This window comes from Candidatus Pseudothioglobus sp. Uisw_086 (genome assembly GCF_048085745.1).
GTDB lineage: Bacteria > Pseudomonadota > Gammaproteobacteria > PS1 > Pseudothioglobaceae > Pseudothioglobus.
Map to the genome: position 1 here is coordinate 213,112 of NZ_CP159803.1, position 19,438 is coordinate 232,549.

21 protein-coding genes and 1 tRNA gene are annotated in these 19,438 nt (G+C 37.7%); 15 read left to right on the forward strand and 7 right to left on the reverse strand.

The window, feature by feature from the left end; genetic code table 11:
- Nucleotide 1 precedes the first annotated feature (1 nt).
- The 3 genes from ABXT49_RS01025 to ABXT49_RS01035 form a co-directional block, all read right to left on the reverse strand.
- Nucleotides 2–589 (reverse strand): CIA30 family protein, encoded by a 588-nt coding sequence (locus tag ABXT49_RS01025; RefSeq protein WP_416652398.1) that lies wholly within the window; start codon nt 587–589, stop codon nt 2–4.
- 52 nt (nt 590–641) lie between these two features.
- On the reverse strand, nt 642–1,271 hold the full coding sequence (locus tag ABXT49_RS01030) for a class I SAM-dependent DNA methyltransferase (protein ID WP_416652400.1): 630 nt from the start codon (nt 1,269–1,271) through the stop codon (nt 642–644).
- Between the two features lie 142 nt (nt 1,272–1,413).
- A tRNA-Ser gene (locus ABXT49_RS01035) sits at nt 1,414–1,503 on the reverse strand.
- A 113-nt stretch (nt 1,504–1,616) separates the two neighbouring features.
- On the opposite strand from ABXT49_RS01035, the gene rpmB reads away from it, so the two are divergent.
- Entirely contained in the window at nt 1,617–1,853 is a 237-nt protein-coding gene (rpmB, locus tag ABXT49_RS01040; RefSeq protein ID WP_271556916.1) for a 50S ribosomal protein L28, read from the forward strand.
- Between the two features lie 10 nt (nt 1,854–1,863).
- Nucleotides 1,864–2,019 (forward strand): 50S ribosomal protein L33, encoded by a 156-nt coding sequence (gene rpmG, locus ABXT49_RS01045; protein ID WP_271556915.1) that lies wholly within the window; start codon nt 1,864–1,866, stop codon nt 2,017–2,019.
- Nucleotides 2,020–2,080: 61 nt separating this feature from the next.
- Here rpmG and acnB read toward each other — a convergent pair whose 3' ends face one another.
- A complete protein-coding gene (acnB, locus tag ABXT49_RS01050; RefSeq protein WP_416652401.1) occupies nt 2,081–4,639 on the reverse strand; it encodes a bifunctional aconitate hydratase 2/2-methylisocitrate dehydratase in 2,559 nt (852 codons plus the stop codon).
- A 93-nt stretch (nt 4,640–4,732) separates the two neighbouring features.
- On the opposite strand from acnB, the gene purB reads away from it, so the two are divergent.
- The 4 genes from purB to ABXT49_RS01070 all read left to right on the forward strand — a co-directional run bounded on the left by purB (nt 4,733) and on the right by ABXT49_RS01070 (nt 9,337).
- A complete protein-coding gene (gene purB / locus ABXT49_RS01055) occupies nt 4,733–6,097 on the forward strand; it encodes an adenylosuccinate lyase (protein WP_416652403.1) in 1,365 nt (454 codons plus the stop codon).
- Nucleotides 6,098–6,153: 56 nt separating this feature from the next.
- Complete coding sequence (gene rpsP, locus ABXT49_RS01060) at nt 6,154–6,903, forward strand: 30S ribosomal protein S16 (protein ID WP_416652405.1); 750 nt, start codon at nt 6,154–6,156, stop codon at nt 6,901–6,903.
- A gap of 4 nt (nt 6,904–6,907) precedes the next feature.
- Nucleotides 6,908–7,426 (forward strand): ribosome maturation factor RimM, encoded by a 519-nt coding sequence (rimM, locus tag ABXT49_RS01065; protein WP_416652407.1) that lies wholly within the window; start codon nt 6,908–6,910, stop codon nt 7,424–7,426.
- A 99-nt stretch (nt 7,427–7,525) separates the two neighbouring features.
- Complete coding sequence (locus tag ABXT49_RS01070) at nt 7,526–9,337, forward strand: SulP family inorganic anion transporter (protein WP_416652409.1); 1,812 nt, start codon at nt 7,526–7,528, stop codon at nt 9,335–9,337.
- Between the two features lie 53 nt (nt 9,338–9,390).
- Here ABXT49_RS01070 and ABXT49_RS01075 read toward each other — a convergent pair whose 3' ends face one another.
- Together ABXT49_RS01075 and truA are read right to left on the reverse strand one after the other, a co-directional pair.
- Nucleotides 9,391–10,569 (reverse strand): SRPBCC family protein, encoded by a 1,179-nt coding sequence (locus ABXT49_RS01075; RefSeq protein ID WP_416652411.1) that lies wholly within the window; start codon nt 10,567–10,569, stop codon nt 9,391–9,393.
- 7 nt (nt 10,570–10,576) lie between these two features.
- Complete coding sequence (gene truA, locus ABXT49_RS01080; protein ID WP_416652413.1) at nt 10,577–11,320, reverse strand: tRNA pseudouridine(38-40) synthase TruA; 744 nt, start codon at nt 11,318–11,320, stop codon at nt 10,577–10,579.
- 98 nt (nt 11,321–11,418) lie between these two features.
- Here truA and ABXT49_RS01085 point away from each other — a divergent pair, with 98 nt between their 5' ends.
- The 9 genes from ABXT49_RS01085 (at nt 11,419) to ABXT49_RS01125 (ending at nt 18,860) form a co-directional block, all read left to right on the forward strand.
- Complete coding sequence (locus tag ABXT49_RS01085) at nt 11,419–11,781, forward strand: diacylglycerol kinase (protein WP_416652414.1); 363 nt, start codon at nt 11,419–11,421, stop codon at nt 11,779–11,781.
- A complete protein-coding gene (locus ABXT49_RS01090) occupies nt 11,760–12,515 on the forward strand; it encodes a biotin--[acetyl-CoA-carboxylase] ligase (protein ID WP_416652416.1) in 756 nt (251 codons plus the stop codon). The genes ABXT49_RS01085 and ABXT49_RS01090 overlap by 22 nt, the downstream gene beginning before the upstream one ends.
- Nucleotides 12,516–12,552: 37 nt before the next feature.
- A complete protein-coding gene (gene lptB, locus ABXT49_RS01095; RefSeq protein ID WP_416652419.1) occupies nt 12,553–13,284 on the forward strand; it encodes an LPS export ABC transporter ATP-binding protein in 732 nt (243 codons plus the stop codon).
- Nucleotides 13,277–14,299, forward strand: coding sequence for a tRNA (adenosine(37)-N6)-threonylcarbamoyltransferase complex transferase subunit TsaD (gene tsaD, locus ABXT49_RS01100; RefSeq protein WP_416652421.1), 1,023 nt, complete (start codon nt 13,277–13,279; stop codon nt 14,297–14,299). The genes lptB and tsaD overlap by 8 nt, the downstream gene beginning before the upstream one ends.
- Before the next feature lie 97 nt (nt 14,300–14,396).
- The gene (hisA, locus tag ABXT49_RS01105) at nt 14,397–15,134 is read left to right on the forward strand and encodes a 1-(5-phosphoribosyl)-5-[(5-phosphoribosylamino)methylideneamino]imidazole-4-carboxamide isomerase (protein ID WP_416652422.1); all 738 of its coding nucleotides are present in this window, start codon (nt 14,397–14,399) and stop codon (nt 15,132–15,134) included.
- On the forward strand, nt 15,124–15,435 hold the full coding sequence (locus ABXT49_RS01110) for an RnfH family protein (protein ID WP_416652424.1): 312 nt from the start codon (nt 15,124–15,126) through the stop codon (nt 15,433–15,435). The genes hisA and ABXT49_RS01110 overlap by 11 nt, the downstream gene beginning before the upstream one ends.
- A 27-nt stretch (nt 15,436–15,462) precedes the next feature.
- Nucleotides 15,463–16,329: an HlyC/CorC family transporter gene (locus tag ABXT49_RS01115; RefSeq protein WP_416652426.1), complete on the forward strand. Its 867-nt coding sequence runs from the start codon at nt 15,463–15,465 to the stop codon at nt 16,327–16,329.
- 44 nt (nt 16,330–16,373) lie between these two features.
- Complete coding sequence (gene pmbA / locus ABXT49_RS01120) at nt 16,374–17,690, forward strand: metalloprotease PmbA (protein WP_416652428.1); 1,317 nt, start codon at nt 16,374–16,376, stop codon at nt 17,688–17,690.
- Entirely contained in the window at nt 17,691–18,860 is a 1,170-nt protein-coding gene (locus tag ABXT49_RS01125) for an FAD-dependent monooxygenase (protein WP_416652430.1), read from the forward strand.
- Here the strand turns inward: ABXT49_RS01125 and ABXT49_RS01130 are convergent, their stop codons facing one another.
- Nucleotides 18,861–19,415: a 5-formyltetrahydrofolate cyclo-ligase gene (locus tag ABXT49_RS01130; RefSeq protein WP_416652432.1), complete on the reverse strand. Its 555-nt coding sequence runs from the start codon at nt 19,413–19,415 to the stop codon at nt 18,861–18,863.
- Nucleotides 19,416–19,438 lie beyond the last annotated feature (23 nt).

Below are 19,438 nucleotides of genomic sequence, written 5' to 3' on the forward strand. Positions count from 1 at the left end.
TCTAATAGTAAAACTCTATTGTTGAGACTGAGACATCAGCTATGAAATCTTTGCCATAGGCTACAATACCAAATCTTCTAATTTTTTTTGGATCCAAGGCTGAGTCTTTTGACCATCTTCGTTCGAATTTATTAAAGGGCAGGTCAATCATTTGCCATTCTTCATTCGCTATGAAAGTTGTAGCATAATAGTCTGAAGGAGACCAGCTTTCATTGGTTCGAATGTGAATATAGTAAGTTTCCCCATTTCCTCTTACATTGAGTCGAACACCTTGAAGGTTTTTACCTTCCTTTTCAGAGTTTGCAAATGAGACCCCAGAGCGAAACTGAATAAAGCCACCATTGTTTGCCGTACTAACATTGCCTGTAAGTCTTGCATAATAGGTTTCCCCATCTTGTTCAAGAGTTACTTGGCCATCGGATACCCCACCCATTACTCGATCACTAGTGTACTGCCAGTATTTACCACTATCAGCATTAAATGGGAACGATAGGTCTTCAACAGCAATCGCTTTTGAGTTAATAGTAATCATAGCTATTAAGGATAAAAAATAACTTATTTTTGAAATTTTTAATGAATTTATGAACATATAAGACAATAGTCAGATCATATAAAAACTATATTATATGGGGATTTAATACTTATTTTTTTCTAAATACTGTGATAATTACTTGGTCACTACCATGGTCTTTATCTGGATTATTTCCATAAACATCTACTTCATGGAAAATTGGCTTAGTAATATTTTTTTTAATTTCTATGAATTTTTTGTCAAAACCAGCTTTTTTAAATAACTTATAGTGAATCGTAAAAACAAAAAGACCACCAGAGCGGGTAACTCTTAAGAGCTCATCTAATACATTTGGCCCAACATGCCCATGAGTAAAAGTTCCTGCACTTACAATTGCCCCATAATGATTATCATTTATCAATAATCTTTTCGTTAAGTCTGCCTCAATTATTTTTGAATAACAATTTTTTGCTCTAGCAATTTCTAGCATCTCAGGAGAAATATCAATAGCATCTACTTCTTTTGAATTCAGATTTAAGCACTCTCCAATTAGCCCTGTTCCTGCACCAACATCAAGGATAGGATTATCTTCATTATTAGAATATTTAGCAAAATATTTAGCTATTTCTATTGGAGAGCGGTAGTTATTTTGCTTGGCAAAATCATCATCATATGTAGATGCCCAAGTTTTATATAAATTTATAGAATCCTCCGGAGTCTTCAATGAATACGCATCTTTTAAACCCTTTTTTTCAGTCATCCTGAGATTGTATATCAACTTTAACTAAAGTCCAAATTTCGTTTGATATGAAAAAAATGTCACTAATAAGATGAATCTATTGGAATATAGTGGCATAAGGTCACTAATTTAAAATAAGGATGCTTTAGAGGAGGGGTTTGAATGGTGGAGGGACAGGGATTCGAACCCTGGAAGGGGATTAACCCTTGCTGGTTTTCAAGACCAGTGCATTCGACCACTCTGCCATCCCTCCAGAAGATGGGTATGATACAGTTTTTATCAATAAAGTAAATCAAATTTATATAAAAAAACCGCAAATTTTTGCGTATAATTTCCCTTTTTTAGAATTTTGTTAAGGTAGTCGTTATGGCAAAAGTATGTCAAGTAACTGGTAAGCGACCAATAAGTGGAAATAACGTTTCGCATGCTAACAATAGAACGCGTCGTCGTTTTTATCCAAATCTTCACACACACCGTTTTTGGGTCGAAGCCGAAAACCGTTTTGTTAAGTTAAAACTATGTGCTAGGGGCCTTCGTATCATTGATAAGAAAGGGATCGATGAAGTTTTAGCAGAAATCCGTGGACGCGGCGAAAAGGTATAGGGAGTAACTTATGAGAGAAAAAATTAAATTAGTATCTTCAGCAGAAACAGGTCATTTTTATACGACTACTAAAAATAAGCGTATTCATCCTGAAAAGGTAGAAGTTAAGAAGTTTGATCCCGTGGTAAGAAAGCACGTGATGTATAAAGAAGCTAAGATTAAGTAATTCTTTATAAAATATTATTAAAAAAGCCGCTTTTTAGCGGCTTTTTTAACGTCTAATCTATTTAGCTTTGAAGAATATTTTCAAGCGGGACCTTTGAAGCTGATTTTTGGTAGTCAGCAATCTTATCAAAGTTCAGGTATTGATAGATCTCACCAGACATAGGCTCTATATCTTTCATTAAAGATAGATATTCTTCAGGAGTTGGAATATAACCTAGTTTTGCTGATATTGCAGCAACCTCAGCAGAGGCTAAGAAAACATTACTATTATCACCAAGTCGATTTGGAAAGTTTCTTGTTGAGGTTGAAACGACTGAAGCACCTTCTTCCACTCTTGCCTGGTTCCCCATGCAAAGTGAGCATCCAGGAACTTCGGTTCGATCTGTTAACCTTTCAAATGTTTCATAAATGCCTTCAGCCCTAAGTTGTTTTTCATCCATTCGTGTTGGAGGGACTACCCATAAGACTGTATTTAACTCAGTTTTATCTTTTAGTAGCTGAGCTGCAGCTCTAAAGTGTCCAATATTAGTCATACAAGAGCCAATAAAAACCTCATCAATTGAAGTTTTGGCAACCGATGAAAGAAGTCTGACATCATCTGGATCATTTGGACAAGCTAGAATTGGTTCTTTTATTTCGTCTAGATTTATTTCAATTACTTCAGCATACTCACAGTCTTTATCGGCCTTAAGAAGCTCCGGATTATCAAGCCACTTTTTCATATCTTGGATTCTTTTGGCAATGGTTTTTTTATCGTCATAACCAGCATCAATCATTGAGCCTAGAAGAGTAATATTTGAAGTTAAGTATTCTGCGATTGGCTCCTTGTTAAGCTGAACAGTGCAGCCATTTGCAGATCTTTCAGCAGTAGCATCAGCAAGTTCAAATGCTTGTTCAACTTTAAGATCTCCTAGCCCTTCAATTTCTAAGACACGACCAGAAAATACATTCTTTTTATTAGATTTATCTACAGTAAGCAGACCTTTTTGAATTGCAACATAAGGTATGGCATTGACTAGGTCTCTTAAGGTGATTCCAGGCTGCATATTTCCTTTAAATCGAACTAAAACCGACTCTGGCATATCTAGTGGCAAAACTCCAATTGAAGCTCCAAAAGCAACTAATCCAGAGCCCGCGGGAAAGCTTATACCAATTGGGAAGCGTGTATGTGAATCTCCACCAGTTCCGACAGAGTCTGGCAAAAGCATACGGTTTAGCCAAGAGTGAATAATACCATCTCCTGGTTTTAGCGAAACTCCACCTCGAGAATGCATAAAATCTGGAAGAGTGTGCTGAAGCTCAAGGTCGATAGGTTTAGGATAGGCTGCTGTATGGCAGAAACTTTGCATTACAAGGTCTGCAGAAAAACCTAAACAAGCTAACTCTTTTAATTCATCACGAGTCATAGCGCCAGTAGTGTCCTGAGAGCCAACAGTGCTCATTCGAGGTTCACAATAAGTCCCTGGCCTAATGCCCTTAACTCCGCAAGCCTTGCCTACAATTTTTTGAGCTAAAGTAAATCCTGCAGAGCTATTTTTTGGGTCAACTGGACGCAGAAAAATATCACTTACATTTAAGCCAAGCTCAGATCTTGTTTTGTCAGTAAGTCCTCGTCCAATAATAAGGGGAATTCTTCCTCCTGCACGGACTTCATCTGGCATTGTGCTGGGCGACAGGTTAAAAGTTGAGACCGTATCACCTGATGCATCTTTAATAATTCCTTCATAAGGATAAATTGTAATTTCATCACCCATTTGAAGCTTCGAAACGTCACATTCAATCGGAAGTGCTCCAGAATCCTCTGCGGTATTAAAAAATATTGGTGCAATTTTCCCTCCTAGAACTATGCCGCCACTATTTTTATTAGGGATGAAGTCTATGGACTTACCCATATGCCATAAAACTGAATTAATTGCAGATTTACGCGAAGATCCCGTTCCAACTACGTCACCAACATAGGCTAAAGGAAGTCCTTTTTCTTTAAGCTGCTCAATTTTTTCAAGCGGCTTATCCATTTTTTTGATAAGCATTGCTTTTGCATGAAGAGGAATATCAGGGCGAGACCAAGCTTCAGTAGCTGGCGAGAGATCATCTGTATTTGTTTCACCATCTACGCGAAAAACTACCGCTTTAATACTTTCAGGAAGAGGCTCTTTCGACGTAAACCAGTCAGCTGAGGCCCAAGAGTCAACTATTTTTTTAGCATGCTCGTTGCGAGTTGATTTTTCTACAATACTCTGGTGTGCTTCGTAGATAAGGATGGTGTGAGAAAGTGCTTTGCATGCTTCCTCAGCAGTTTCATCAATATCAAGTAAGTCAATTAATGAAGTAATGCTGTATCCGCCAAGCATTGTTCCTAATAAAAATGTGGCATGTTTTTGTGAAATAGCCTTACAAGACTCATCACCTTTGGCAATACTTGTTAAAAATCCAGCCTTTACATAGGCCGCCTCATCAACGCCAGGTGGAATTCTATGTGTTAATAAATCTAGATAAAAGTCATCATCTGAGCCTAAAATGAGGCCTTCAACTACTGACTTGGTTTGTTTTGCATTAAGTACTAGGGGAGGAAGGTTTTCTGATTTTCTTTCATCGCAATGCTTTAAGTAGGCTTCTTTCATAATAATACTGACTATTAGGTGTTTAAATAAAAGAGTATAATTTTATCCTTTTTAATATGAAAGCTTAAATTTTTTAAAGCAATAGTTCGTATTATGACATTTAATAACCTCACTTCCATTTCACCCATTGACGGTCGTTACAGCGATAAAACAAGCCCACTTAAAGCAATTTTTAGTGAATTTGGGCTAATAAAGTATAGACTTCTTGTTGAGGTGCGATGGTTAGAAGCAATGTCAAACAACCCTCATATTTCAGAAGTTCCAAAATTTAGCCCTCAATCTAATGCAGCTCTTCTGGCTATTGCAGATAACTTTTCATTAGAAGATGCTAAATCAATAAAAGAAATTGAAAGAACTACTAATCATGATGTTAAGGCTGTTGAATACTTCCTTAAAGAAAAAGTCTCCTCAATCCCTGAGCTTCAAAAAGTAAGTGAATTTATTCACTTTGCCTGCACTTCAGAAGATATAAATAATCTGTCGCATGCACTAATGCTAGAAAATGGAAGGCTTGTCCTTCTTGAAGAAATGAATGCCACGCTAAGTTTAATAACAAAACTAGCAAAAGATAATGCAGCAGTTGCAATGCTTTCTAGAACCCATGGTCAAACTGCATCACCAACCACTCTTGGTAAAGAGATGGCAAATTTTTCTTATCGACTAAGCAGGCAAATTGACCAGCTTAGTGCAGTTCAGATAATGGGCAAGTTTAATGGCGCTGTTGGAAATTTTAATGCCCATGTAAGCGCGTACCCAGAAATTGATTGGCAAAATGTTTCAAAGGATTTTATTGAAAAGCTTGGTATAAATTTTGCGCCTTATAGTTCTCAAATTGAGTCGCATGACTATATTGCTGAGTATTTTCATGCATTAAATCGCTTTAATACAATTCTAATTGACTTTTGTCGTGATATCTGGGGCTACATTTCGTTAGGCTACTTCACTCAGAAAACAATTGAGGGAGAGATTGGTTCATCGACTATGCCGCATAAAGTTAATCCAATTGATTTTGAGAATGCTGAAGGAAATCTAGGTTTAGCGATTGCAGTTGGTGATCACTTTGCAACAAAACTTCCAATTTCAAGGTGGCAGAGAGATTTAACAGACTCTACTGTATTAAGAAACTTAGGTGTTAGCTGCGCCCATAGTTTAATTTCATATGCATCGATATCTAAGGGCATTGGAAAGTTAGAAGTTAACGAGAGCAAGATAACTGAGGACTTGGATAAAGCTTGGGAAGTTTTAGCGGAGCCAATTCAAACAGTTATGCGAAGGTATGGCGTTGAAAATCCTTATGAAAAACTTAAGGATTTGACTCGCGGCAAGCAAATTGATTCCAAAATAATAGATGACTTTATAAATACATTGGAAATCCCCGCAGAGGCTAAAGAAGAGCTTCGTAAGTTAACCCCAATGAATTATATTGGTAATGCGATTAATTTGGCACGTGACATTTAAAACTGATATAATTTCTCGCCTTAATATTTCAACAATCTAAAAGGAGCAAAAAACCCATGGTTAAGATTAGACTAGCCCGAGGTGGAGCCAAGAAAAACCCTTTTTATTCGATTGTAGCAACTGACTCTAGAAAGAGAAGAGATAGTGGTTACATTGAGCGTATTGGATTCTTTAATCCAGTTGCTCGCGGACAAGAAGTCAGGCTTCAACTAGAAGAAGACAGACTGTCACATTGGATTTCACAAGGCGCACAGATTTCTGATCGCGTAAAACAGCTTGTGAAAGAATACAGAGATCCCTCAATTCGTGAAAAACAATTAGCCAAACATGCAGCTAAAGCTGATGATAAAGCTAAAAAAATTGCAGCTGAAGAAAAAGCTAAAGCAGATTCAGAGGCTAAAGAAGCGGCAGAAGCTGCTTCAGCAGCAGCTAAAGCCGCAGCAGAAGCTCCAGTAGAAGAAGCCGCAGCAGAAGCTCCAGTAGAAGAAGCCGCAGCAGAAGCTCCAGTAGAAGAAGCCGCAGCAGAAGCTCCAATAGAAGAAGCCGCAGCAGAAGCTCCAATAGAAGAAGCCGCAGCAGAAGCTCCAGTAGAAGAAGCCGCAGCAGAAGCTCCAGTAGAAGAAGCCGCAGCAGAAGCTCCAATAGAAGAAGCCGCAGCAGAAGCTCCAGTAGAAGAAGCCGCAGCAGAAGCTCCAGTAGAAGAAGCCGCAGCAGAAGCTCCAGTAGAAGAAGCCGCAGCAGAAGCTCCAGTAGAAGAAGCCGCAGCAGAAGCTCCAGTAGCTGAAGAGAAGCCTGCAGAAAAATAATTTGGTGTCAAAAGCGCCTCATTTAGACGATAAAAAGCTATTAGTCGGAAAGATTAATGGCTTTTTTGGTTTACAGGGCTGGGTAAAGCTCTTGTCTTATACTGATCCAAGAAAAAATATTCTAAGCTATCAACCATGGTACTTCTTGAGTGACGGGGTCTATGAAAAAATTGAGGTAACGAATGGCCGCGAGCAGTCCAAAACGATTGTTGCCCATATTAAGGATGTTGATAATCGAGAACAGTCTCAGGTATTTATTGGAAAAGATATATATATCGATAAAGAACAACTGTCTAAGCTCAATCCAGGTGAGCATTATTGGTATGAAATGATTGGTTTTGAGGTAATTAACCAGCACAATGAAAAATTAGGCGTAGTTGATTACTTTGTTGAGACAGGATCAAACAATGTTTTAGTCACCAAAGGCAAAAAAGAATATTGGATTCCCTATATTGAGCCATTTTTAATTTCTACTAATCCAGAAACTAAGCAAATTATTGTTGATTGGGATGAAGATTTTTAATATAGTGTAATTTTCATAAGTTTAATTAAAAATCTCTTGTCTGACTGTTTTAGTTTGGTAGACTTAAATTTTAAATACTAAACTTCAGAAACATATTTCATGAGCTGGATAACAAAACTCTTTCCATTTTTGTTATGGATTAAAGATTTAAGCAATCCCAAAACTTTGAAAGCGGATATTTTAGCCGGCCTTACTGTTGGTTTTGTAATCGTTCCTCAATCAATGGCATACGCACAGTTAGCTGGATTAAGCCCTCAATATGGTCTTTATGCTGCATTTTTGCCAGTCTTAGTTGCAGCAGTTATGGGGTCATCCAGACAGCTTTCTACAGGTCCAGTTGCGGTTGTATCTTTGTTAACGGCGGCCGCACTTGGGGAAATAGTTACTGATCCATCGAGCTACGCAGTTTATGCAGCATTACTGGCGCTAATTGTAGGAATATTTCAGTTTTTATTAGGCGTTCTTAGGCTAGGTTTTGTAGTTAATTTTTTGTCACACCCTGTAGTAACTGGATTTACAAGTGCAGCTGCAATTATTATTGGAGCATCTCAGCTACCCAAAGTTTTTGGTATAAGGGTTATAAGTTCAAATGATTCGGATTGGGTAAGTGCTTGCCAAGCACTTTCTATTCCTGAAAGAGTTGAGAGTGTAGATGTTGGAGGCCTTCATACGATTTGTAACGCAGACCAAAGCTATGAAACTATTGCCAGACTTCTTGAAGCTGCACTTTATTTCACCCATCTTCCTACATTAGGTATGGCGTTAATGGGCGTTGTTGGAATTTTAATATTGCAGCGTTTTTTCCCTAGACTGCCTGCGATTCTTACGGTAGCTGTTCTGTCAACAGCAGCTTCATTCTTGATTGATTATCAAGGGATGGGAGGGGCCATTGTAAATTCAATAAACATAAATGGTTTGTTTAGCTTTAAGATACCTCGATTCGACTTTAATGTTATGGGAACATTATTTGTCTATGCAATTACAATCTCATTAATTGGCTTTATGGAGGCAATATCGGTTGCTAAGTCTATGGCAGCTTCGACGAAGCAGCGCCTAGATGTGAATCAGGAACTTATAGGTCAAGGACTATCAAATGTTACTGCAAGCTTCTTTCAGGGTTACCCTGTCTCAGGTTCTTTTTCGCGTTCAGCGGTTAATTTAACTGCAGGTGCAGTTACTGGCTTCTCATCCGTAGTAACAGCAGCTATTGTTGGTATAACTATTCTTTATCTGACGCCTTTGCTTTATCATCTTCCCCTCGCTACTCTTGCTGCTATTATTTTAATGTCAGTAGCAAGTTTGATTCATTTTGCTCCGCTTAAGCATGCATGGAAGGTTGAGAAGCATGATGGACTGGTTGGCTTATTAACGTTTGTGATGACTCTAGTTTTTGCACCGAATTTAGAAAACGGTATCGCTTTTGGGGTGATTATGTCTCTAGGATTATTTTTATATAGAACTATGGAGCCAAATTTTTCTGAATTATCAGTTGAACACGGCTCGATTATTGCCTCAAGGTTTGCGGATGACTCAAATGAAGCTAGCAATGTTGTTAAAGTTGCAAAATGGAGTGGGTCGCTTTATTTTGCTAATGCAGCATATTTTGAAACTAAGTTGCTTGAATTAATTGCTAAAAATAATGAAGAATTAAAATACATTATTGTTGATGTGGCTTCAATTGTTCAGGTTGATGCATCTGGTGAGCAAGTTTTATCTGGCTTAGTTGAAACATGCTCAAATTCAGGAGTTGAAATTCTTTTTGCTAGAACTGAAAGATTAGAAGCAGAGTTGTTTCGCTCTGGCTTCAAAAAGCGATTTGGCGATAATCGATTTTTTGATTTAAGAGCGGATGCCTTGAAATATGTTTGGCAAGAGCTAGAAGATAGTAATAATGAGGTTGAGCAACAATAAGTGTTTTTACTTTAGCTAAATTTTCAAAATTAGATTCATTTTTTAGTGATGCATTAACTGGATATTCTTGAAAGATACTTAGTGAACTGCCAAAGATTTTTCTCAATTGGATGAAGAGTTCCCTTGGGTAATAATTGAGAGCTTGAACCACGATAAAGGCCTTGAACAAGAGTTTTATCCTCACTATTTGCAGTATTCATGTAGTCAGCCATTTGCAATACCCAAGCGCCATATTCTGCTGTTGGAACTTCTGCCAATATTTCTGGTGGAACGGCCACCCCCCAAGTTGCTTTAAAGCATCCAATGCCATCTGGCATAACTGAAACCCACCATAAATAATCTGGCATAAGGGTAACCAAGTGGTTAGGAAAAATACAAAAATCAACCATCGTACGACGCCATTTACCTTTCAGTTTGGTATTATTCAGGTGGGCAGAGCCAGGACCACTTTCTGACTCTTGGGGGGCGTAATGATAGCAATAATGATCACTATCCTCACCACAGATATAGTCTTCTATAGGTTTTTTGTGATTAGCAAATGTTTTTTGATGCGCAATTGGAACATGATAACTCTCAGTAAAATTTTCAATTAAGTTTTTCCAGTTTGCATCCCAGGACATGCTCTCACGTATTATAGTTTGATAGCTACCCATGTCATATTGACCAACAATATTTTTACGTAAACCCTCAAGTGCAGAGGAAACTTTTTTATTAGGGTTTTTTGCTAACGTTATATAGATAAATCCTTCCCAGATCTCGATAAGAAGAGCTTTTAAATGATGCTTTTCAATATCAAAATTAGTCTTCATCTCCATAAATGGCGCATGCTTTAAGGACCCATCTAGCCCATATGTCCATGCATGATTAGGACAGGTAAAAGCAAAAGCATTGCCAGCTAATTTTGGTACAAGACAAGTAAATCGGTGGGCACAGGCATTTACAAATCCCAGAATCTCGTTAGATTCTTGTCGAATAATTACCACAGGAGTGCCGGCTATGTCATGGGTCAGGAAATCGCCAGTATTTGGAACCTCATCAGTACGAGCAATACAAATCCATTCCTGATTGAAAATCCGCTCTTGTTCATGATTATAAAATTCGACAGAGTGGTTTGCTGCAGCTGGAATCGGTGATGCTTCTTCAAATGATTTTTTAGCGGATTCATCTATAGCCTTGATGACGCTTTTAAGCGGAGAATTAGAGTAATGGTTCAGGTAAATTTCTAATGACATAAGATAATTATATATTTTGATAGTGAGCTTTTATAAAGTAGAGGCCTTGCGGTTCTGCAGTTGGACCCGCTTCTTTTCGATCTTTACTGGCTAATACTGATAGCATCCATTCAGTACTTTCCTCTCCCCTGCCAACCTTTAAAAGTGTTCCTACTAAATTGCGAACCATGTGATGCAGAAAAGCATTTGCTTTAACCTTAATAATTAGATCGTCACCTATTTCATCAATTTGAAGATATTCGATTATCTTAATAGGAGATTTTGCTTGGCACATGCTTCCTCTAAAGCATGAAAAGTCATGCTCACCGACCAAAAAAGCCGCTGCTTTTCTCATGTCATCAATGTTAAGGGACCTGGGCTCCCATAAATAATAGCCAGTCTTTAGTGATGACCTAACAGGATGATGGTGAATTTTGTACTCATAAGAGCGTGCGTGTGCATTAAATCTTGCATGAAAATCATCACTAACTTCCTTAGCCCATTTAAAATTTACATCACTTGGTAGGTTGGCATTACCTCCAAAGAGCCACACTCCATCGGTCCTACTCGTTTGAGTTTCAAAATGAATGACTTGCTCTTGTGCATGAACGCCAGCATCGGTTCTGCCACTACAAAATACTCTTACAGGGTGATTTGCTATCTTAGATAAAGCAGGCTCAACAACACCTTGGACTGTTCTCAGGCCAGATTTTTGGATTTGCCATCCATGAAAATCCGTACCTAAATATTCAACACCAAGTGCAATTTTCATAAGCAACCGCTAATTTTTTTTATTGTAAAATCGATAGTAATATTTTAACAAACTATTGTAACTATCTAAATGAGACTATTCTGGATAATACGAACTTTATGAAAGAAAATAACAAGCCTACGGGCATTAAAAAACTTTGGTCTGCTTCAATCTATTCTGCAAAAGGCTTTAAGGCTTGCTATCAGTCTGAATATGCTTTTAGACTTGAAGTGTGGTTGGCAGTTGTGCTGACACCTCTTGGTTACTGGCTTGGCGAATCACCAGTTGAAAAAGTACTTCTTATTACGCCTATATTTATAGTTTTGATTGTTGAAATGCTAAACTCAGCAATTGAGGCTGTTGTTGACAGGATTAGTCTTGAGCAGCATGAGTTATCAGGCTTTGCTAAGGACGTTGCATCAGCAGCGGTTTCAATCTCTTTAATTATTTTCATATTTACATGGATCATTATTCTTCTCTAAAGAGCCTGATTGGAGATGATCTAGAGTGTCATTATTTTGATTCTCTAGAGAGTACTAGCTCCTTTCTAAATAGTTTGCCAAGCTCTAATATAACGCAGCTATGTGTCACGCGAGAGCAAACTCTGGGAAAGGGACAGCATGGTAGAGAATGGTTGTCTCAGAAAGATGGCAGTATTCTTCTCTCAATTCGTCAAACATTTGGAATTGATATTAATTTAAGCGGCTTAAGTTTAGTTGTTGGTTTGGCAATTATTAGGGCTTTGGAGAAAGAATGTAGAATTGATGGGTTTAAAATTAAGTGGCCTAATGATATTTATTTTAGGGGAGCAAAATTAGCAGGAATTTTGTTGGAAAACAGTATTCAGGAAGGGTCTCAATCTGTCACTATTGGGGTTGGTCTTAACTATCATTTAGAGCAAGAAATGTTCTGTGATATTCCTTGGATTGATCTTTCAAAAATTGCCAAGAAATTGCCAGATATTCATGAACTTACAGCATTAATTATTAATAATATCTTATCCATGTCAGCTTATTTTAAATTAAATGGTTTGTCGCACCTACTTTCTCAATGGGATCAATACGATATGCTTAAAGGTGCAAAGCTAAAATCAATAGAATTTGGCAAATCTTTTGAGGGAGAGGTGGTAGGAATTTCCAACCAAGGCGCATTAAAAGTTTTAACAGAAAACGGCACCAAGGAGCTCTATAGCTCCAAGAATATTGAATACATTTAGGGTAAGATAGTCAACAGTATTAACGCATTGAAATAGAATGTCACAACATAAATTAGAAGTAAAAAATCTTTACAAAAAATACGCAAGACGAGTAGTCGTTAATGACGTCTCATTTTCGGTTAGTGCTGGAGAAATTGTTGGCCTTTTGGGCCCTAATGGTGCAGGTAAGACTACATGTTTTTATATTGCGTGTGGGCTAGTCAGATCGAGTAAAGGCGAGGTCATTCTTGACAATAAAAGTATAGGCCATATGCCAATTCATAAGAGAGCTAATCTTGGTATTGGTTATCTTCCACAAGAGCCTTCAATTTTTAGAAAATTAAGCGTCCAAGATAACATCATGGCTGTTCTTGAAATGAATAAATCAATCTTACCAAAGGATAGAGCTCGTCGACTCGAAGAGCTTTTGTCTGAATTTAAGGTTGAACATGTTCGTCATATTAAAGGTATTACCTTGTCTGGTGGTGAGAGGAGAAGGGTAGAAATTGCTAGAGCCTTAGCGATGGATCCAAAGTTTATTTTGCTTGATGAGCCTTTTGCTGGAATAGATCCAATATCTGTTGGTGATATACAAGAAATTATTTATCAGCTCAGAGATAAGGGAATTGGTATTCTGATTACTGATCATAACTATAGAGAAATGCTTGATACTTGTAATCACTCTTATGTTTTAAGCGCTGGAAAGATAATTGCGCAAGGCGGGAAAGATTCTATCTTGGCAAATGAAGAGGTAAAGAAGGTGTATTTAGGTGAAACGGCAGGTGGCTAATAAAAATTTAATTACATTGGGGATTGAGTCCTCATGTGATGAAACAGGAATAGGAATTTATAGCAGTAAAAAAGGCCTTATTTCGCACAAACTTTTTTCTCAGGTTGATTTACATGCTGAATATGGGGGCGTGGTTCCAGAACTAGCTTCGAGAGACCATATTCAAAGAGCCCTTCCTTTGATTAAGGAAGCGCTTAGTGATAGTCACATTCAATTAAAGGACCTTACAGGCATAGCCTATACCGCTGGACCAGGATTGTCCGGAGCTTTATTGGTTGGAGGTTCTATTGCTCAGAGCCTAGCTTGGGGGCTTGGAATTCCAGCACTTGGAGTTCATCACATGGAGGGCCATCTTTTAGCTCCTTTATTGGAGGTTGATAAGCCACAGTTTCCATTTGTAGCGCTTCTGGTTTCGGGTGGCCATACTTTACTTGTCGAAGTTACCAGAATAGGTGAATATAAAATCCTTGGCGAATCATTAGACGATGCAGTTGGTGAGGCTTTTGATAAAACCGCAAAAATACTTGGTTTAGGTTATCCTGGTGGTCCTGCACTTGCTAAACTTGCAACGAAAGGCGTTAAAGATAGATTTATCTTTCCTAGACCAATGACAGATAGGCCAGGCCTTGATTTTAGTTTTAGTGGTTTAAAGACATTTGCTAAAAATACATTTATTGAGTTTCCAAATGAAAAAGAAGATATTGCAAAAGCTTTTGAAGTTGCTGCAACTGAAACGCTAACAATTAAATGCAGCCGTGCGCTCAAATATACTGGGTTTAAAACTTTGGTTGTGGCTGGAGGAGTTAGTGCTAATCTTTCACTACGTAAATCCTTAAATGAAATGACTGAGAAACTTGGTTCCAATGTCTTTTATCCAGCACTTGATTTTTGTACAGATAATGGTGCTATGATTGCTTTAGCCGGTCACTACCGCTTTCTTGCTGGGCAGACTAATGACCATTACGAAATATCAATTAAGCCTCGCTGGAGTCTTGAAGAGCTTCAACCAGTTTAGATTTTTGCTAGCTAAATTTGCCTGTATTGCTATTTAAAGAAATCATTTGGCGGATTAAGGTGCATATAATATAGTTGTCAATTAAATTAAAAAGTCTATGCTTATAATTCCTGCAATCGATTTAAAAGATGGTCAATGTGTTCGCCTTAGAAAAGGGTTGATGGAAGATAGTACGGTTTTTTCTAATAACCCAACAGAGATGGCAGCTAAATGGGTCGATGAGGGTGCAAGAAGACTTCACTTAGTTGACCTTAATGGTGCGTTTGAAGGTAAGCCAGTTAATGCAAAGTGCGTTAATGAAATCACAAAAAAATTTCCAAATTTACCTGTCCAAATTGGTGGAGGGATTCGTGATTTAAAAACTGCTAGTGCCTATATTGATGCTGGAATAAGCTATCTTATTATTGGAACCATGGCTGTAACAAAGCCTGAGTTTGTGTCTAATTTATGTAGAGAATTCCCAGATAAAATTATTGTTGGACTTGATGCAAATAACGGACTTGTGGCGACAGAGGGATGGGCTAAACAGACAGATTTAAATGTCGTAGATTTGTCAAAAAAATATGAGCAATATGGTGTTAGTTCAATTATTTATACTGATATTGCTAGAGATGGAATGATGCAGGGCGTTAATGTTGAGGCAACAGCTAATCTTGCAAAGCACACTTCCATTCCAATAATTGCGTCTGGTGGTATAACTAATCTTGATGATATTGCTGCACTTTTGAAAAATGCGCATCACGGCATCATGGGCGCTATAACTGGAAGAGCCATTTATGAGGGAAGACTTGACTTTCATGATGCACAAACGATGAGCGATATTTATGATAGTTGAAGTTGCTTACGCTCTGCCCAATAAGCAAAGCCTTATAAGCATTGAGGTTGAAAGTGGATCTACATTAAAAGAAGCTATAGAGGCTTCTGGGATTCTTGAAGTTTTTGAGCAGATTGATCTTACAAAGGATAGGGTTGGTATTTTTTCAAAGTTTGCAACCCTTGATACTATCCTTCGTGAAATGGACCGAGTTGAAATTTATAGACCTCTTGTTGCTGATCCTAAAAAAGCTCGTAAGGAGAGGGCAGCTGAGGGAAAAGCAATGCGAAGCAATAAAAAAAACCAATCCAAGGTAAAATAAGCAACATACAATCCATTCATTATAATTATGAACGCAGAAAAACCTCCCAGTTGGCCATTATTTAATAGGTTATTTGATAAGGTTTTCCCTCAAACTTTAAAGCCCCGAGCACAGTTAATGCAGGCCTTAGAAGAGGCTGAAGAAAACCTAGTTATTGATCCATATAGCAGGTCTGTTATTGAAGGCGCGTTGCAAGTCGAAAGCCTAAAAGTGCGAGACGTAATGGTTCCTCGATCAAAAATGATTATGATAAATTCAGAGTCATCCACTGAGGATTTGCTTCAAATCATGGTCAGTTCATCACATTCCCGCTTTCCAATTCACAATGTTGAGCAGGACTCAATACTTGGTATCGTATTAGCTAAAGACTTGCTAGCTCACTTTGCTCAAGATAATAAGGATGAGTTTAACTACAGAGAGTACCTTAGAGATGCTTTATCTGTTCCTGAAAGTAAGCCTTTAGGCGTTTTGCTGAGAGAATTTCAACAAAATAAATCTCATATGGCACTTGTTCTTGACGAGTATGGAGAGATTGCTGGATTAGTAACTCTCGAAGATGTGATTGAGCAGATTGTTGGTGAAATTGAAGACGAACATGACAAGGAAGAAGATAATATTATTGATTATGGAGATGGGCGCTATTTACTTCAAGCCAATACACCTCTAGTAGAGTTTAATGAGTTTTTTGAATGTAATATCATAAGTGATAATTACGACACTGTAGCTGGTTTAGTCATTTCAGGTTTTAGCTATCTTCCAGAGCAAATGAGTGAAATTAGCCTTCATGGCTTTGAGTTTAAGGTTCTAAAAACTGATACTCGAAGACTTCTCTTACTTGAAGTGCAACGTAAAAAAATAGACATTAAGCCCTCAAAAGATAAAGTTAGTTCTTAATTGTTTTGTCAAAAGTTATCAATCAATTAGTATAATCCAGCATTATGAATTCACTCGAACAAACAACGCAGTTAGCAATTGACCTAATTAAAAAAAATAAAGTGACAGATTTTGAGTTTTCTGTTGGAAAAAGCTCAGGTATTTCTACTGCAGTCAGATTATCAAATGTTGAAACATTACAATACAGCCTAGACACTAGTTTTGATGTGAGCGTTTACATTGGGAAAAATAAAGGCCAGGCTGCAAGTGTTGACCTCAGTAAAGAGAGCCTAAGGAAGGCTATTGATTCTGCATGCTTAATTGCTAAATATACCCAAGAAGACCCCTTTAATGGACTAGCTCCAAAGGACAGAATGGCGTGGGATGCACCTGATTTAGACCTTTACCATCCTTGGACTCTGGATGCTAAAGAAAGCATTGAGATTGCTAAAGAGTGTGAGCAGATTGCATTAGAGCAGACTGAAATTGATAATTCAGATGGCGCTGAGTTATCAAGTTTTGAGGGCGAAAGCTATTATGCTAATTCAAATGGACTGATCACTAAGTCAAAAAATAGTAAGCATTCGCTCTACTGCTCTTTGATAGCAAAAAGAGACTCTGAAATGCAAACGGGCTATGAATATGCAATTGCTCTTGACTCTAGAGATTTAACGAGCCCATCTATAATTGGTCTTGAAGCTGCAAAAATGGCCCAACAAAAGCTTGGTTCTCGTAACTTGGAATCTCAAAAATGTCCTATTATATTTACTGCGCGACAATCATCCGGTTTATTTTCGCAATTACTAGGAGCTCTGAGCGGCTCAAGGCAGTATAAAAAAACATCCTTCTTGTTAGACTCGTTAGGAAAAAAAGTCCTACCAGGGTCTATTAATATTTATGAAGACCCACTTCAATTAAAAACTCTTGGCTCAAGGGCATTTGATTTAGATGGGGTATTAAAATCAAAACAGTTTTTTGTCGAAGATGGAAGGGTGACCACTTACCTAATGGGCCAATACTCTGCAAACCAACTTGGATTGGAGTCAACAGCGAATGCTGGTGGCGTCAGCAACTGCCGCGTTAGCTCTAATTATGACGGTGGAATTGAAGAATTAACAAAAAACATGGATAAAGGCCTTATTGTAACTGACTTAATGGGGCAGGGTATTAATGCAACAACGGGCGATTATTCTCGTGGTGCAAGTGGTTTTTGGGTAGAAAAGGGTGAAATTCAATATCCAGTTTCTGGGATTACTATTGCTGGAAATCTAAAAGATATGTTGAAGAATGTGATTTCTATAGGGAATGATTTTGATAATAGAAGTAATCTAAAAGTGGGCTCAACTTTGGTAAGTGAAATGACTATTGCTGGGGAAGGATAATTGAAAGAATTTGATGTCATCGTTATTGGTGGCGGTATGATTGGTCTTGCATTTACTTTAGCGCTCTCAAGAAAAAAAAACTTTAAAATTGCAATTATTGATCCAAATGAATGCAACCCAGAGATCAGCAGTTCGTTCCACACCAGAGTCAGTGCAATTACTCCATCGTCAAAAGATTTTCTTAGTTCTATTAATGTTTGGGATGATATTAATAGAAAACAAGGGTTTGTGTCAACACGGGTATGGGATCAAAACTCTCATGGACACCTGAACTTTTATGCAAAAGATGAAGGAATTGAGCATCTTGGATTCATTGTAGAGAATGATTTAATACAATCTGCTTTATATCATGCAATCGCTCAAACCAAGGTTGAAATTATTCATGCAAAACTCGACGAGTTAATAAAAAATGAATTTGGCTATGAGGTTGCCCTTGATAATAAAAAAAGTTTATTTTGTCAGTTAGTGATTGGCGCTGATGGAGCTAATTCCAAAGTAAGAAGTCTTACTAATATTGAAGTATCTTCACATGACTATAAGCAAAAAGCTATTATTGCTAATGTAGTTAGTGAAAAGTCACTAGAGAATACAACTTGGCAGCGGTTTTTATCAGATAGTATTATTGCTCTATTGCCTCTTTCAGAAAATCAGGCTTCAATTGTATGGTCCTGTAAAGATGAGTTTGCTGATAAGCTCGAAGAGATGGATGTTACTAGCTTTAACGAATCTTTATCTGAAGCAGTTGAATATCGATTTGGTGATTTAAAGCTACAAAGCTCAAGAAATATTTTTCCCTTAGTCTCTAGGAGTGCTAAGGACTATACGCTTTCAAATCTTGCTTTAATAGGTGACGCTGCTCATAGTATTCATCCATTAGCTGGCCAGGGCGCTAACTTAGGTTTTTCAGATGCAATGGAGCTTAGTAAGCAGATAGTTGAAAATACCGATAAATCATTGGGTGATCCCCTAGTTTTAAGGAGGTATGCAAGAGCGCGCCGATTAGATAATGAATTAATGTCAAAAACAATGACAGGACTTAATTGGGCGTATAAAGAAAATAATGAGTCATTTCGATGGCTTAGGGGGTTTGGTATGAACATTATTGATGAGACCCCAATTCTCAAATCATTTTTCCAAAAACAAGCACTCGGTAAGGCCAAAAACAACTAGCTACTCGATGAAGCGGGTTGGAGTGACTATGCCATCAACTGGAACATCCCATGGCTTTGAGTCCAAATGGTCAACTTCTTGACAGTCAAATGCAAGACCAAAGAGTTTTGGTATTTGGTAATTCTTACTTTTCAGTTTGAAACTTAATGTCTTATCATAGAAGCCACCTCCCATTCCTAAACGGTTTTTATTTTTATCAAATCCAACAAGTGGCATAAAGATAAGGTCCATTTGTTTAGCGCCCATTATAGGGGTATGGATTGGCTCATCGATTCCAAATCTATTTTTTCTAAAATGCTCTCCCATTTCAGCAAATTTAAGTTTTTCTTCAACGAGAATTGGGAGGTAAACAAAACAACCATTATTTTTTAAGAATTTAATAGTATCTTCTGTCTCAATTTCTCCATCATTAGGAGTGAAAATTGCAATATGTTTGGTATTTTCGAAAAGTCCATTTTTTTGACATTGGTGCAGGATTTTTTGACCATCTTCCTTGCGGGTTTTTTCATCAATGGATTTGCGGAGTTGTCTGAGTTGTCTTCTTAGTTCTATCATTAATGAAGATTTTAAGAGAAAAG